Below are 15,557 nucleotides of genomic sequence, written 5' to 3' on the forward strand. Positions count from 1 at the left end.
GTTTGGTTATTCCCATTAAATGTCTAATTAGACAAAAGGCTTCGAAAAATAGCCAAAACTATTAAAAAAATAAACAAAACCCTTTGAAAAATAGCCAATACCATATAAAAAATGGACAAAACTTTATCAAAAATAGCCAAACCCCCATGAAGCAATGTTATTTTCTGTTATTAACATTGTTTAAACTCATTAAAGTTCAAAAGAAGGTGTAAAATTACACTTTATTTTAAACCGAACGATATATATCAGCGGATTTCGAAAGCTTATCAGCGAATTACCAATTTTATCAGCGAATTCAAGTACTTTATCAGCGAATTTCCGATTTTATCAGCGAATCATAAAAAGCTACCATCTTTTGATGCGCGCCTCAAAAAATCTCCGGTTATCAAGCGTGGTTACCATCAAAAAAGCATTGAAAAATTAATAACCTCCACTAATCCCTGTCCTATTTTTTTTAAGAAGCATGGTATGATAAAAATAAATTTTTAAAAAAAGTGTAGGGGTTTATAAAAAACGATTCGTCTATTCAAGTGATAGACAAAAAAGAAAGGGGGAGAGTACGATTAGTGACACAGCTTTAATCGAAAAAGTGCTTGGCGGCAATGATCATGCCTTTCGCCTTTTGGTTGAGAAATACCGCAATGATGTGTTCCGGACCGCCTTTGCTGTTCTTCGTGATCAGAAGGAAGCGGAAGATGCTGCCCAAGAAGTGTTTATGAAAATATATACTGCTCTCCCCCAATATGAAAATCAAGGTTTTAAAACGTGGATGACGCGGATTGCCGTGAATCATGCGATAGATGTAAAGCGGAAACAGGCAAGAAGAAGAGAGGAAGTTGTCGACGCACTCGAGCAACATGCCTTAGGAACACCCAAGGATAGTGTTGAAAATGAGGTTATCGAGCAGGACCGGCGCAGGCTGGTTAGGAAAAAGCTGAATGAAGTACCAGAGAATTACCGTGAAGTAATCTACGGCTTTTACATAGCGGAAAAAAGCTATCAGCAAATGGCCGAGGAACAAAATGTCCAGGTAAAGACGATTGAAACCAAGCTGTACCGGGCTCGTCATTGGATGAAAAAGAATTGGAAGGAGGACGATTTTTCATGAAGCATTACTGTTATGAGGAATGGGTGCAATACGTAAAAAACGATATGAATGACCAAAAACGTGAGCAGCTTGAAACTCACTTGTATACGTGCGATCAATGTCTGGAGCAATATTTACAAGCAATGGCGGCAAATGAAACATCACTTCCGATTTTATCAAATGAGAGTAACTTTACAGATCTGGTGATGGCTGAGGTCTCGAAGAAAAAAGAGGCGTTGCCTGACACCGTTGGTAATCTTGACACTATGCCAATAGTTCATTTGGTGCCTGACACCGTTAACAATATTAACCCTATGACAAAGGTTCCTTCGGTGCCTAACACCAAGCAAGTGGGACGAAAACCTACCAATAGGAAGAAACCTTTTTATCAGCAGGCGGCATTCCACTATCTGCTGGCGGCGGCTGCAACGCTGTTATTGACATTCTCTGGCGCGTTTCAATCGCTTGCAACTTATGCGAAATCAGTCGAAAGCCCGATACAAGTTCAGGAAAAAAAGCCTTCTGTGACGGAAGGTGTTATTAATAAAACATTTGCATGGATGGATTCACTAGAAAAAAAGGAGGCAAATAAGAAATGAAAAGTTCGACGAAGGCATTAACATTATCGCTATTTCCTGGCCTCGGTCATATTTATTTCGGCAATATGTTTCGCGGGATGCTGTATTTACTATCGGTAATAGGATTGGCGTTTGTAACGGTAATTAATTTATTCTCCTATAATCATAATGGGGAATTTGCGGTCCTAACCTTCATGACCGGTATCCTCATCTATTTGATTAGTTTCATTGATATGGGCGTTCAGATTTCGAAACAAAAGAAGGCACTTACGGAGGCGAATCCGGACTTCCCGAACTCAAAGACCGCGCAAGATTCAGAACGTTTTTATACGATTGTTCTGTCATTTGTTCCCGGCCTAGGTCATTTTCAACTTGGATTAATGAATCGCGGCTTAACGTTACTGGCCACTTTTTTGGGGCTAGGTGTAATGGTTATTTTTATTACCGCCTTATCCAGCCGCAGTGAGTTTCTCGTCTTTTTGGCGGGCTTGCCGATTATCTGGGTATACGGATTTTTTGATGCTGTGCAGCAGGTAAATAAAAAGCAGCGCGGTGAGGAGCTAGTTGACCGAACCATATATGAGGATTTTGAATTACGGCGCGAGGACGGAAAGAAAAGCAAGGCAATTGCCACCTTCCTCTCGATTTTTCCTGGAGCAGGGCATCTGTATCTAGGCTTGCAGCGCCGTGGAATCCAACTGATGGCCGCGTTCTTGTTTTCAGTTTATATCTTAGATGTGTTACGACTTGGGATCTTCTTGTTCTTAATCCCGATTATCTGGTTTTATAGCTTTTTTGATGCGATGCAAAAGGTGTCAAGGTATGGGGAAGAAAAAGTTGAAGATATCCCAATCATCGCCTATTTTCTTAATCATCAAAAATGGGTCGGAATTGGGCTAATTTTACTGGGGGCCTACTATTTAGTAATGAACGTCCTGCTCCCGGCATTTTCACCAATAATAGGAAGATTAATTAATATCGACGTTATGTATTGGGTTCAAGGTTACTTCCAAACCGGACTTGTTTGTCTCCTGTTGATTGGCGGCGGGATCAAGCTTTTATCTGGAAGCAAGCAAAAGAAGGAGGCAGGGAATCATGAATAAGTGGGGAAAAGCAATAACAGGATTGGTCCTAATCGGAGCCGGAATTGGGTTTATGCTCCGAAAAAGGAAGGGGGCTGAAAAAATATGAGAACATGGCGAGTTGGTACGTTTTCGATGGGGGCCTCGCTCTTATTCCTTGGCCTCTTCCTTTTTTTATCAAAGTTTCTCGGATTAGATCTTGTTCAGGTAATGGCGGCCTGGTGGCCACTTTTATTGGTAGTTCTTGGGATTGAGATTTTGATTTATTTGTTTTTGTCTCGGCAGGAGAAGCCGATGTTAAAATATGATTTTCTCAGTATCTTCTTTGTAGGAGTGCTTGGGACTGCTGGAATTGTGTTTGCAATAGTAAGTACAACAGGGATTATGGGCAAAGTGGAAGATGTTATGGCCAGGGAAGAGCGCTCGTTCGAACTGCCTGCTTTCGCTTATAAAACCGATGATAGCATTAAACGGGTCGTTATCCGGACGGTCGGTTATGATATGACGATTGAGGCGACGGAGGAAAAAGAGGTTTCGATGTTCGGGACGTACCGGGTGCAAACGGCGAAAAAAACGAAGCTGCTTAAAAGCGCTGATGATATTATTGCCGCCAAACAAAAGGGTGATACGCTTTATCTGAATGTAAAGGCACTGCCGAACGAGATAGGGCCATTTTATTCACAGGGTATTGTGGCGGCAACGATTCTTGTTCCAAAAGGTGTCAAACTTGAAGTCATTGGTAATGATAACTCGCTAACCTTAAAACCACGGATGCTTGAAAATGATTGGAGCATTGAAAGTACCTCCTCGATTGCCGTAGATGTCGCATCGGGCAGTAATTTAAAGGTGGCTGCGGTTGGTGTCCAAGAGGTTAGAGGGAAGGATGGCGACTGGAAGGTAACGGAGAAGGCAAGTTCCGAGGATCAAGATCAATCGAGGGCAAAAAATGCGCTATACCAATCCGGTGAAGGTAAATATCGGATTAATATTGCTGATGCTTATTCAGTGAGCCTGAATACAATCGAATAAACAGACCTTAGCACATAAGAGTAAGCTTCGGAGGCGGAACGCGCGCTTCCGCTTTTTATTTTTTGCAAAAATAACAAAAAGAGTTATTATAGGTAGTGGACTTTGGCTTGATGATGGCGTGGAACCGCTATCTAAGATTTGTAAGCAAGGATGATAATTGGTAGAATATAGAACTAACAGAGCCAATTGTTATTTCAAAAAATAGGATGATGAAATGATGAAAAGAGCAAGACTGATTTACAACCCTACCTCAGGGCGTGAAATGATTAAGCGTCATCTTCCGGAAATTCTTCAAAAGTTAGAAGCAGCCGGATATGAAGCATCCTGTCACGCTACGACTGGTGCTGGCGATGCAACGAAGGCAGCTCAGATTGCTGTCAAACGTAAATATGATATCGTTATTGCAGCGGGCGGTGATGGAACGATTCACGAAGTGGTGAATGGCCTCGCGGATCAGGAGTATCGCCCGAAACTAGGTATTATTCCGACTGGTACTACAAATGACTTTGCCCGTGCCTTACACATTCCAAGGGACGTTAGTACGGCAGTCAATATTATTACTAAAGGGGAAATGATCCCCGTCGATATTGGACGTATTAATGATAAATATTTTATTAATATTGCGGGCGGCGGCAGAATTACCGAACTTACCTACGAAGTGCCAAGCAAATTAAAAACGATGCTCGGCCAGCTTGCCTACTATCTAAAAGGCATGGAAATGCTGCCATCCATCAAGGCATCACACCTAAGGATCGAGTATGATGGGAAGTTATTTGAAGGCGAAGCGATGATGTTTCTTGTCGGTCTGACCAATTCGATTGGCGGTTTTGAAAGGCTGGCGCCTGATGCCTCGATAAATGATGGCTTATTTTCGCTGTTAATCTTGAAAAAGGTAAATCTTGCTGAGTTTATCCGAATTGCGACGTTAGCCGTTCGTGGTGAGCACGTCAATGATCAGAATGTGATCTACACGCAGGCGAATCGCATTAAAGTTTATTCCAGTGAAAAGGTGCAGTTGAATCTAGATGGTGAATTTGGTGGTTTATTGCCAGCAGAGTTTGAAAACCTATACCGTCATTTAGAGGTATTCGTTCCACTTGCCGACATACGTCCAAATGACCGGCCAACAAATTGGCAATCAGGAAAGAAATATAGTTAAGAAGAAGTTCGTTCCTAAGGGACGGGCTTTTTTTAAAGGCTGGCTTAAAGAATATTGTTGATTTTGATCACAATGTTGATTGGAGTGGAAGGCGCGAGACTCCTGCGGGAGCAGCGGGACAGGTGAGACCCCGAAGCGCTTTAGCGCCGAGGAGGCTCACCGCCCGCCCCGCGGAAAGCGAAGCGCCTGGAACGGAAATCAACATTCACTTTTAACACAGCTTTTTTTTAAAAGAGATTTCGCTTTCAGCGTTCAAGAATAGAATGTATAATGGATTAAAGACATCAGTCAAGACAGAAGAAGGAGTGATGGGGTAATGGTAAACAAGGCATTAATCAATATCGATTATACGTATGACTTTGTGGCGGATGCCGGGGCGTTGACATGCGGTAAGCCAGGGCAGGCGATTGAAGGTAAGATCTCCCAATTGACAAAAGAATTTATTAAGAATGGCGATTATGTTGTTTTTGCCATCGATGTTCATGATCAAGGCGATGAATATCATCCGGAAACGAAGCTGTTCCCGCCGCATAATCTTCGCGGCACCGCTGGCAGGGATCTGTTTGGCGCACTACAACAGGTTTATGATGAAAACAAGAACCGTGACAATGTAGCTTATATGGATAAAACAAGATACTCCGCGTTTGCAGGAACAGACCTGGAAATCAAATTACGTGAGCGGGGCATTACCGAGGTTCACTTGGTTGGTGTCTGCACCGATATTTGCGTTCTTCATACAGCCGTTGATGCCTATAATAAAGGCTTTAAGATTGTTGTCTATAAGGATGCTGTTGCATCATTTAATCCGGCAGGGCATGAATGGGCCCTCGGACATTTTGAACAATCGCTCGGAGCTATGGTTATATAGTCTTTTTAATGGTATGATTATTTGTAATAGTGAAAAGCTGTAATAGTATTCCGGAGGGCGATTATGAAACACATTTATCATGATGATAGTTTAACTTTGCATACGGACCTATATCAGATCAATATGGCAGAGACATATTGGAGAGATGGGATACATAATAAACGCGCGGTCTTTGAATTATTTTTCCGCAAGCTTCCTTTTGGCAATGGCTATGCTGTTTTTGCCGGCCTAGAAAAGATCATTCAGTTTATTCAAGGCTTCCGTTTTAGCGAAGAAGACCTTGAGTATTTGAAAAATGAAGTGGGCTACAAGGAAGATTTTTTAGCATACCTTAAAGAAATGCGTTTCACTGGCTCGATTCGTTCGATGAAAGAGGGCGAGCTCGTTTTTGGCAATGAGCCGATTATACGGGTTGACGCACCTTTGGCAGAAGCGCAGTTAATTGAAACAGCCTTGCTCAACATTGTGAATTACCAAACATTAATTGCGACAAAGGCGTCGCGTATCAAGCAGGTGGTTGGCAATGAAGTGGCGATGGAATTTGGGACAAGACGGGCTCAGGAAATGGATGCTGCTATTTGGGGCACGAGAGCCGCTTATCTCGCTGGCTTTGAAGCAACCAGCAATGTTAGGGCAGGTAAAATGTTTGGTATTCCTGTTGCGGGAACCCATGCGCATTCGATGGTCCAAGCTTATAAAGATGAATACACTGCTTTTCATAAATATGCGGAATCACATAAAGACTGTGTCTTTTTAGTCGATACGTATGATACTCTCCGCCTCGGCGTACCAAATGCAATTAAAGTGGCGAAGGAACTGGGAGATAAGATTAATTTTATCGGAATTCGCCTTGACAGCGGTGACCTTGCTTATCTTTCAAAGGAAGCGCGAAAATTGCTGGATGATGCCGGTTTTACTGATGCAAAAATTTATGCATCAAGCGATTTGGACGAGCACACGATTATCAACTTAAAAGCGCAGGGAGCAAAGATCGATAGCTGGGGTATCGGCACGAAGCTGATTACTGCTTTCGACCAGGCTGCCCTTGGTGCTGTTTATAAAATTGTCACGATTGAAGAAGAGGACGGCTACATGGAGGATACGATTAAGATTTCCTCTAATCCGGAGAAAGTAACGACTCCGGGGATGAAAAAGGTGTACCGGATTATCAATAATACCAACCACCACGCGGAAGGTGATTACATTGCGCTGGAGGATGAAAAGCTCCCGGAAAAGAAATTAAGAATGTTCCACCCAACCCATACTTACATTAATAAGGTGGTTACAAACTTTACGGCAAAAGAGCTTCATGAAGATATTTTTACGGGCGGAGAGCTCGTTTATGAAATTCCTTGCTTAGAAGAGTCCCGCGAGTATCTGAAGCAAAATCTCGATGCATTATGGGATGAGTACAAGCGGATCATGAATCCGGAAGATTACCCTCTTGACCTGAGCCAAAAATGCTGGGATAACAAGATGAAAAACATTGAAGAAGTGAAAGAGAAAGTTGCGGCAATGAAGGAATAAGCCAAAAAAGAAGCAGACGCTAAATGGTTGTTAAACAACCTTTTGGCGTCTGCTTTTTACTTGTTATTTTTGCTTAAAGAAATCGACAAAGGCATGGAATATTTCGATGCCCTGGTACGTTAGCATGCCTGCTGCTGATAACGAAAAGAAACCAATGATCACAAAGCGGATCCACATATTAACTTCCTCCCTTATATTTAGTTATCTAAATATTCGAGAGGGAGGATCACGTAATTTGATTGATGAAAAATGGGGATAAGAAAAATCTGCTTTCTGTCAAATTTTGAAGACAAATTAATCAGTGGAATCACTGCTGTTAGTAGGACCAAAGTAAGCCCGAACAGGATCTGCAGGTCCATTAGCTGCTTTTTCTCATCGTCCGATTGCGACTTGGCTACCGAATCATCAAGGTTGATGATTGCTTTAATTCTAGGATGTGAGCGTTGAACAGTGTTAGAAAAATGCAAGAAGTTAAAAGCAAGGAAGGCAAGGAGTAATGGAATGGAAAGTGTTTTTAATTTCATAATTGGTATCCACTCCTTCCAATGAGATAGTTATAATCATATACACTTTTATTATATTTGAAAACATAAAAAATCTGACAATTTTTTCATCTTTTGTTGAAAAAAGGGCTGGTGGGACACAGTTTACAGGATCCGTGTCCCATTTTCTTTCTTAAATAAGTAACTGGGACTCCCTGTTCCGAAAAAAGGTTTTTCATTTGGAAAAGTAGAATTAAAGAAGGATAAGGGATGGAGGCGAATCACATGTTTAATAATTGGAAAAAAGTGATTGAGGAAGAATTGTCAGGCAGACAAGCCTTTCGATATGCAGATCGAATTGCGCAATACCATCGAATTCAAGCATCACCGGGATATCGACAAGCAGCCTATGAGGTCATTCAGCTATTGAAACGAGATGGAGTGGATGCGGAAATTGTATCGTATCCCGCGCAATTCGGAGAGCGAATCTTATCACATTTCTCTTTTCAGGAATGGAAATGTGAAGAAGCAGAACTTTGGATTGAAGCCCCGTTCCGAAAAAGAATTGCCCGCTTTAATGAGGAAGAAATCTCTGTCGTTCAAAGAAGTATTTCAACACCGAAAGACGGAATTGAGGCTGAATTGGTTGTCATCGAAAATGCGGAAGAAGAAAGCAGTTATGAGGGGCTAAATCTTGAGGGGAAAATGGCCCTAGTCAGAGGAAATGTTTCGATCATTCATGCGTTAGCAGTCGAGAAATATAAATGTGCCGGTCTTATTTTTGATAATCTTACAGAATACAAACCAATCCGCACCCGGATGGATTTACCGGATACAAGACAATATACATCATTTTGGTGGAACCTTGAAGAGGAAGTGAAATCCTTTGGTTTTGTAGTTTCTCCAAGGATCGGGGAAGAGCTTAGAAGTCTTGCGAAAAAACAACCTGTCCAATTAAATGCCTTTGTAAAAGCTGAATTGGAAGATGGGCAATTTGAAAATATTGAATATCTTATTCCAGGTAAAAGTGAGAAGGAAATCCTACTTGTCAGTCATCTATGTCACCCCTATCCTGGTGGGCAGGACAACGCATCCGGTCCGGGTACATTAATGGAAGTGATGCGAACGTTAACACGATTAATAAAGGAAGGGACCCTACCGAAACCAGAGCTTGGTATCAGATTTTTAATGATGCCTGAAATGACGGGAACGTGTGCTTATTTTCACCAGCATCCTGAGCGAATTCCACTTACAGTGGCAGCTTTGAATTTAGATATGGTAGGGGCTGACCAAACGAAAGGCGGTGGTCCTTTATGTATTGAACAACCGCCAATGGCGCTGCCGACATTTGTTGACAGTTTTGCGTATAAATTAGTTGAAGAGATTGCTAACAATACATCGAATTTTACTGGCACAACTGAATATAGCACGGTGCACTATGTGAAGACGCGGTTTTCCGGGGGAAGCGATCATTATATTATTTCTGATCCTGCGATTGGGATTCCATGTCCAATGGTCATTCAATGGCCAGATAAACATTACCATACAACAGATGACTCTACTAAAAATCTCGATGAGAACATGATGAAGCTTGTGGGAACAATAACTGCTTTATATGGTTATGGTTTGGCAAATGGAGAAGAGTCTGATTGGCTTTCCTATACAATGCACCATTTGGGAAAAGTCGGTACTCATCTTTGTGATGCAAAAGAATGGCTATTAAAAAGAAATCTACCTGAGGAGCAATTTAGAGAAGCCTATTCCCTCTATATAAAATATGAAGAGGAGTCCTTATCACAATTAGATTCATACGCTAACCTTCGAAATTTTAAGAGTTTAGAAGAGGCGATCGGACAAATGAAGGGGCTGATTCTTAAGCAGGCTGAGATCGTCTCGGAAATCGCCAATAAAGAGTTTCAGCCATTACTTGCAAATCAGGATGTATCACAAGATTGGGTGAATGCCATTTACAGGAGAAATTATAAAGCCCCGATTCGTTTGGCGGATGAAATTAAACAGTTATCTTTGCAAGAGAGGTATCATTGGTTAAAAGAAATGGAGCCGACCGTACCACTTGGATATGCTGACTTCCTTTTTTATTGGATGGATGGGCTGCGGACAGTGAAAGAACTACTTTACCTGACGAAATATGAAACAGGTGATTTTTTTCCAGAGTATGCAAAAGAACTACTACAACTTTGTTTGACTTTAAATATAATTGCAGGGAGATAGAGACAAGCATCACTCTTAAGGAGGGAACGGGGACACGGTACATGCCTGTCCCTGTGTCCCGTCAATCCTGTGCCAGCGGTTGCTCCACGTAGATTCTAAATAACTGGATGTATAACACGATACTGATGAATGCAAAAAGGAGGATGATACTGAATATTCCCATAGGTGGCACCCAATTGGACAGGAAAACCATCATTGGTGCTAAAAATTTTCCAATTGTGTACTGCAAACTATCGGCTCCCATGTACTGCCCTCTTGCATGCGCCGGAGCATAGCGGCTTATGAAGCTTTGTGTCACTGGCGAGCGGACCATTTCGCCAAATGTGAAAATGATTGTAACGAAAAATAAGTACCATATATTCGTGTTTAGCCCGACAAAGAATGTCCCAAATCCGGCTAGCAGTGATGAGAGAATGAAGACATTCCGCTCTTTCCATTTACCAAACCATTTCGTTACGGGCAAAATAAACAGGACAAACAAAAGACCATTAAACCCCACGAGCCATCCAAATATCTCCTTACTGGATAGCATAAGGGAAGCACTATTCCATGTGAACAGAGCCTGGGCAGGAACATGATTGATGACGAAAACTGGCAAATAGAGGTCCAGTTGCATAATCGGAATTAGGGAACAGATTCCCGCTAAAATATACACTAGGAACACTTTATCACGAAAAATAATGCCATATCCTTTCCACTGTTCCTTGACTACACGGGTAATCACTACGGAACCTTTCTTGTTTTTCGCCGAATGCGGTACTGTTTCATGAACCATAAAATAAATGGCGATAAAATAGACTAGCAAGACCAATGCGCAGGTCCATAACAACTCTTGCCGATAATGGAAGAAGAAAATAGCTCCTAGTGCAGGCCCAAGCACGGCACCAATATTATTGGCTGTTGTAAATGTGGCGAATACCTGGCGAAGGTTTTCTGACGGAACAAGATCCGCCACCATCGCGGAGCTTGCAGGTCTATAGACGGCTCCCCCCAGCCCAATGCCAATAAAGGCGATGTAATCCATCCACGGGGACGGCGACACCGCAAACAAAACAAACATCAACGTCTGTAGTAAAGCACCCAGCAGCATTACGGGACGCCGCCCTAACTGATCCGTTAACGCTCCTCCAATTAAACTTCCAATCATGCTGAAGATCGGTGGAACCATCATCAATATGCCGGCAATCCCATTGCCTAATTCCTGACTAAAATAAACCGTAATAAAAGGAAAGTACATCCAAAAAAGCATGTTAAACAGGCCTTCTCCGATTAAACGCACCTTCAAATTGTTATCCCATAAACGTATGTGCACAAGATTCCCCCTCATTTCACAGCCTCTATCCACCCCGGCCGGGTATAAAAACTATAAAACAATTTTTTGTGAAATTATAGACTTATAATTAGGAATAATTTATACTAATAATATGAAAATCGAATATAGCCCTATTTAATTCAATTGTTCCAAAAAACGAACATTTGTTCTAAATTATTAAAGACGCTTTCATCGGAAGTGTCTTTTTTTGTGCTTATAAAGGCTCGTGATTGCCAATAAGCCCCATTAAAAGACATATTTATTTAGTTAAAAAATAACAAAAATCTTGCGGAAAGAAGGAATAACCAGGCAGTAAGAAGAATAAGAATAGGTGGATTTGATAGGAGTGATAAGAATGTTAACAAGGGAACAATTAAATGAAATCAAGGAACTGCAGGAGGTTTGTGAGAACGAGGGCGGATTTGAGCTGAAGCTGAATTTTGAGATGCTTGCAAACCGGGTGGAAAATAAAACAGAAGATTTCTTCCATTATGAAGATGGCCAGCTTGTTGGTTTTCTCGGAAGCTATGGATTTGGCAATAAGGTCGAGCTTTGTGGAATGGTCCACCCGGAATACCGAAGAAGAGGAATATTTTCTAGACTGCTGGAAATGGGACTCGAGGAGGCGCAGAATCAAAACATCGAAACGATTTTGTTAAACGCCCCAACTGACTCAAAAACGGCAAAGGAATTTTTAAACACGATTCCGTGTACCTTTACAGTTGCAGAATATCAAATGAAATGGCAGAAAACAGAATTGACTGAGGATGCGGCAGTTACGCTTAGACCGTCAGTATCAACTGATGATCGGGAAGCGGAAATTCAACTGGAAGTCTCAGGCTTCGGGTTTAGTGAAGAAGAGGCGCGTATGCATCATCAGACGATCAGGGACAACAGTGGTGATCAACGGCTCATTATTGAAGCAAATGGAAAAACAGCCGGGAAAATGCGCGTTTCTGAAAAGAATGGTGAAGCATGGATTTATGGTTTTGCTATTTTCCCCGAACTCCGCGGGAAAGGGATCGGGAGAAAGGCTTTAACAAAAGTGGTAATAAACGCGGATCAAAAAGGATTGCCTATTTTTCTCGAGGTAGAGGCCAAAAATGCCCATGCACTGGGACTCTATGAATCATGCGGATTTAGAAGCTATCATTCCCAAGATTATTACCAATATCTTAAATAAACCAAGTGAGGAACCGTTCATGTCATATGGTATGAACGGTTCCTTTTTTTCTCTGGCTATTTTTATACCCTCAAAAGCTAAAATGCAGTGTAATATTACACCTTATTAGCGAATTTTATAGATTTATTAGCGAATCTATAGTTTTATTAGCGATTTCAGGGCATTTATTAGCGGATTGAAGGGTTTTATTAGCGAATCAAAAATATCGACAAACTTTTAGAAAAGAGCCTCTCCTCTCCAACAAACTTCGGGGCATACCTGGCACCATCTTTTTAATCTGGAATTCTTTAACTCGATAATCCTCTTTCGCAAAATCCTGTCATTTCTTATAATGAGTACAGGGCACGAATGTTTTGACTAGATACTAATGGAAACATTTGAATTTGGTCAGTAAAGGAGGAGAAAAATGCTCAATTTAGCTCCATTGATGCTCGAGAAGGTTGGAATTATTGTCATTGTTGCTTTTTTGCTAGCGCAGATGCGCTCGTTTCGCCAGGTTATTCAAAATAAGCACAGTACAAATGAAAAAGTTATGCTTATTTTACTTTTTGGTACCTTTGGAATCATTAGTAATTATACGGGAATTGAAGTCCATCATCATACCATCGGCAGGGCTGAGTGGCTTTCTGAAATGAACCAGGAGAGTGCACTTGCTAATACTAGAGTAATGGGGATTGTGATTGGCGGGCTGCTAGGGGGACCTGCCGTTGGCATTGGTGCTGGGCTCATTGCCGGCATCCATCGCTATACACTTGGCGGCTTCACTGCCCTTTCTTGTGCCCTTTCTACCATTCTAGCTGGTATTGTGGCTGGATACTTTGGAAAAAAGCGAAAACAAAAGGGAAAACAAATTACCCCGGCGTTTGCAGTCATAATGGGAATGGTCTTAGAAGCGGTTCAAATGCTAATTATTCTAATTACCGCAAAACCCTTTAGCCATGCCTGGGAACTCGTTCAGCTCATTGGTTTTCCGATGATTTTCGGCAATGGTTTAGGGACATTGCTGTTTATGCTTATTATTCAAATCATGAAACGGGACGAAGAACGTGCGCGCGCAAATCAAACAAACCAAGCCTTTCTGATTGCGGATCAAACCTTGCCATACTTCCGTCAAGGCCTAACCATCCACTCATGTAAGGAAATCTCCGAGATTATCCTAGAACTTACGAATGCCGACGCAGTATCGATAACCGATGATCAACAAGTTTTAGCACATGTTGGCGCTGCCTCCGATCACCATGTCCCTAAGACCAAGCCTGAGACGGGCTTGACGAGAAGGGTACTCGATAGCGGGAAGATTTCACTTGCAAGAACGAAGCAGGAAATCTCCTGTATTCATAGTCAATGCCCGTTAGAAGCTGCTATTGTCCTGCCATTAAAAGTTAAAAATAATATTTATGGTACATTCAAAATGTACTATACAGAACCTGAAAAACTGGACAAGGTGCAGCAGGAATTGGCAGAAGGTCTAGCAAATCTTTTTTCAACGCAGCTTGAGCTTGCGGAGGCAGAAAGACAGACAAAGTTATTAAAGGATGCAGAGATTAAAGCCTTACAGGCACAGATTCATCCACACTTTTTATTTAATAGTCTTAATACCATTTCAGCACTCTGCCGGACAGATGCAGATAAAGCACGTAAATTACTATTGGAATTAAGCTCTTTTTTTCGTGGAAACCTTCAAGGTGCCAGGCAGATGCTGATTCCTTTGGAAAAAGAATTAGCAAATGTTAAGGCCTATTTATCATTAGAACAAACGCGTTTTCCTAACAAATATACTATTGATTTTCAAATAGAACCGGAGCTCGAAAAGGTGCTGATTCCTCCTTTTATCTTGCAGCCTTTAGTTGAAAATGCCATCCATTATGGTTTTCCACAAAGTAAATCGCAAGGGCAAATTACCGTAACGATTTTTTCAAAAAAGAATCTGTTGCAAATTATTGTAGCTGATAATGGAAAGGGAATACCTGAAGGTCAAATAGAAGTTCTCGGTAACCAGGTTGTCGATTCTAAAAAAGGAAATGGCACAGCGATTTTTAATATAAGTGAACGGCTAAAAGGAATATACAATGGTCAAGCCAGTTTAATGTTAAAAAGCAAAGTCAATCGTGGAGCTGCCATTACCATTTCTATTCCGCTCGACAGTAAAGGAGTGTTTGATCAAGATGTTGAAGGCCTATATATTGGATGATGAACCATTAGCTAGAGATGAATTAAAATACCTGCTGATTCGAAGTGAACAAGTGGAAATTTTAGGAGAAGCTGATTGTGTCGAGGATGCAGTCGCTGGTATCACAGAGCTAAAACCAGATCTTGTTTTTCTGGATATTGAATTAGCTGAAGAGAATGGGTTGAGTTTAGCGAGGCAATTAGAACTACTTGAGCAAACTCCAGCGATTGTTTTTGCAACAGCTTATGATGAGTATGCTTTAGAGGCATTTGAATTAGATGCAGTCGATTATATTTTAAAGCCATTTGATGAAGAACGGATTCAAAAAACCTTGGAGAAAATTAAGAAGATGCAAAATCTCGGGGATAAGAATAACCTGATCCAATCGTCCGTGAAACAGAACAATAATGGAAAAATAGCGGTCCTTGTTGATGAACGGATTGTTTTACTAACCGTAGCAGATATTCTTTATTTAGAATCTAGTGAAGGTAAGTGTAACATTGTCACAAGCGAGCAAGCCTATAAAGTGGCTGAAGCACTCGTTGTCTTGGAAAAAAAGGTGAATAACGCTAAATTTTTACGTGTTCATCGAAGTTTTATCGTGAACTTGGATCATATTGTCGAAATCGAACCATGGTTTAATTCTACTTATAATTTACATATGAGGGATGGCTCGCAGGTTCCCGTAAGTCGAACATATGTAAAGTTATTAAAGCAGCAATTAGGTTTTTAGAAAATTTGCATTTCATTGATTAATTTTTGTAACTCACCCTTCTATTTCTGCATTTTATCTTGAAAATAAATTAAATGCGCTTTCATTTTGTAAAATGGAAGATGTAGAAACAAAA

At 41.2% G+C, this 15,557-nt stretch carries 13 protein-coding genes; 11 read left to right on the forward strand and 2 right to left on the reverse strand.

The genetic code is table 11. From position 1 onward, the window contains the following. The first annotated feature begins 589 nt into the window (after positions 1-589). From AA980_RS06555 to AA980_RS06585, 7 genes are all read left to right on the forward strand, one after another. Positions 590-1,108 carry an RNA polymerase sigma factor gene (locus AA980_RS06555; protein ID WP_024029690.1) on the forward strand — a complete coding sequence of 173 codons (519 nt, stop codon included), beginning with the start codon at positions 590-592 and terminating at the stop codon, positions 1,106-1,108. After that, positions 1,105-1,686, forward strand: coding sequence for an anti-sigma factor (locus AA980_RS06560; RefSeq protein WP_024029691.1), 582 nt, complete (start codon positions 1,105-1,107; stop codon positions 1,684-1,686). The genes AA980_RS06555 and AA980_RS06560 overlap by 4 nt, the downstream gene beginning before the upstream one ends. Beyond that, a complete protein-coding gene (locus AA980_RS06565; protein WP_024029692.1) occupies positions 1,683-2,768 on the forward strand; it encodes a hypothetical protein in 1,086 nt (361 codons plus the stop codon). Before AA980_RS06560 ends, AA980_RS06565 begins: the two co-directional genes overlap by 4 nt. Positions 2,769-2,852: 84 nt before the next feature. Further along, entirely contained in the window at positions 2,853-3,776 is a 924-nt protein-coding gene (locus AA980_RS06570; protein WP_024029693.1) for a hypothetical protein, read from the forward strand. Positions 3,777-3,993: 217 nt separating this feature from the next. Beyond that, entirely contained in the window at positions 3,994-4,935 is a 942-nt protein-coding gene (locus AA980_RS06575; RefSeq protein WP_024029694.1) for a diacylglycerol kinase, read from the forward strand. A gap of 316 nt (positions 4,936-5,251) precedes the next feature. Next, on the forward strand, positions 5,252-5,803 hold the full coding sequence (locus AA980_RS06580; RefSeq protein ID WP_024028352.1) for a cysteine hydrolase family protein: 552 nt from the start codon (positions 5,252-5,254) through the stop codon (positions 5,801-5,803). Between the two features lie 63 nt (positions 5,804-5,866). Beyond that, complete coding sequence (locus tag AA980_RS06585) at positions 5,867-7,330, forward strand: nicotinate phosphoribosyltransferase (RefSeq protein WP_024028353.1); 1,464 nt, start codon at positions 5,867-5,869, stop codon at positions 7,328-7,330. A gap of 197 nt (positions 7,331-7,527) precedes the next feature. On the opposite strand, the gene AA980_RS06590 is transcribed toward AA980_RS06585, so the two are convergent. Continuing rightward, complete coding sequence (locus AA980_RS06590) at positions 7,528-7,854, reverse strand: hypothetical protein (RefSeq protein WP_024028355.1); 327 nt, start codon at positions 7,852-7,854, stop codon at positions 7,528-7,530. Between the two features lie 243 nt (positions 7,855-8,097). On the opposite strand from AA980_RS06590, the gene AA980_RS06595 reads away from it, so the two are divergent. After that, positions 8,098-10,044: a DUF4910 domain-containing protein gene (locus AA980_RS06595; RefSeq protein WP_024028356.1), complete on the forward strand. Its 1,947-nt coding sequence runs from the start codon at positions 8,098-8,100 to the stop codon at positions 10,042-10,044. Positions 10,045-10,105: 61 nt separating this feature from the next. Here the strand turns inward: AA980_RS06595 and AA980_RS06600 are convergent, their stop codons facing one another. Then, on the reverse strand, positions 10,106-11,356 hold the full coding sequence (locus tag AA980_RS06600) for an MDR family MFS transporter (RefSeq protein WP_024028357.1): 1,251 nt from the start codon (positions 11,354-11,356) through the stop codon (positions 10,106-10,108). A 355-nt stretch (positions 11,357-11,711) separates the two neighbouring features. Between AA980_RS06600 and AA980_RS06605 the strand changes: the two genes are divergently transcribed. From AA980_RS06605 to AA980_RS06615, 3 genes are all read left to right on the forward strand, one after another. Beyond that, a complete protein-coding gene (locus AA980_RS06605; protein ID WP_024028358.1) occupies positions 11,712-12,539 on the forward strand; it encodes a GNAT family N-acetyltransferase in 828 nt (275 codons plus the stop codon). A 406-nt stretch (positions 12,540-12,945) separates the two neighbouring features. Further along, positions 12,946-14,730, forward strand: coding sequence for a sensor histidine kinase (locus AA980_RS06610; protein WP_024028359.1), 1,785 nt, complete (start codon positions 12,946-12,948; stop codon positions 14,728-14,730). Further along, positions 14,705-15,442 (forward strand): LytR/AlgR family response regulator transcription factor, encoded by a 738-nt coding sequence (locus AA980_RS06615; RefSeq protein ID WP_024028360.1) that lies wholly within the window; start codon positions 14,705-14,707, stop codon positions 15,440-15,442. Before AA980_RS06610 ends, AA980_RS06615 begins: the two co-directional genes overlap by 26 nt. Positions 15,443-15,557 lie beyond the last annotated feature (115 nt).

The sequence above is a fragment of the Neobacillus vireti genome (assembly GCF_001026695.1).
Classification (GTDB): Bacteria; Bacillota; Bacilli; order Bacillales; family Cytobacillaceae; genus Neobacillus; species Neobacillus vireti.

Excerpts from the sequence above, each read along its gene's own strand:
- AA980_RS06560 (WP_024029691.1), top strand. The coding sequence starts at position 1,105 with ATGAAGCATTACTGTTATGAGGAATGGGTGCAATACGTAAAAAACGAT.
- AA980_RS06565 (WP_024029692.1), top strand. The coding sequence starts at position 1,683 with ATGAAAAGTTCGACGAAGGCATTAACATTATCGCTATTTCCTGGCCTC.
- AA980_RS06570 (WP_024029693.1), top strand. The coding sequence starts at position 2,853 with ATGAGAACATGGCGAGTTGGTACGTTTTCGATGGGGGCCTCGCTCTTA.
- AA980_RS06575 (WP_024029694.1), top strand. The coding sequence starts at position 3,994 with ATGAAAAGAGCAAGACTGATTTACAACCCTACCTCAGGGCGTGAAATG.
- AA980_RS06580 (WP_024028352.1), top strand. The coding sequence starts at position 5,252 with ATGGTAAACAAGGCATTAATCAATATCGATTATACGTATGACTTTGTG.
- AA980_RS06585 (WP_024028353.1), top strand. The coding sequence starts at position 5,867 with ATGAAACACATTTATCATGATGATAGTTTAACTTTGCATACGGACCTA.
- AA980_RS06590 (WP_024028355.1), bottom strand. The coding sequence starts at position 7,854 with ATGAAATTAAAAACACTTTCCATTCCATTACTCCTTGCCTTCCTTGCT.
- AA980_RS06595 (WP_024028356.1), top strand. The coding sequence starts at position 8,098 with ATGTTTAATAATTGGAAAAAAGTGATTGAGGAAGAATTGTCAGGCAGA.
- AA980_RS06605 (WP_024028358.1), top strand. The coding sequence starts at position 11,712 with ATGTTAACAAGGGAACAATTAAATGAAATCAAGGAACTGCAGGAGGTT.
- AA980_RS06610 (WP_024028359.1), top strand. The coding sequence starts at position 12,946 with ATGCTCAATTTAGCTCCATTGATGCTCGAGAAGGTTGGAATTATTGTC.
- AA980_RS06615 (WP_024028360.1), top strand. The coding sequence starts at position 14,705 with ATGTTGAAGGCCTATATATTGGATGATGAACCATTAGCTAGAGATGAA.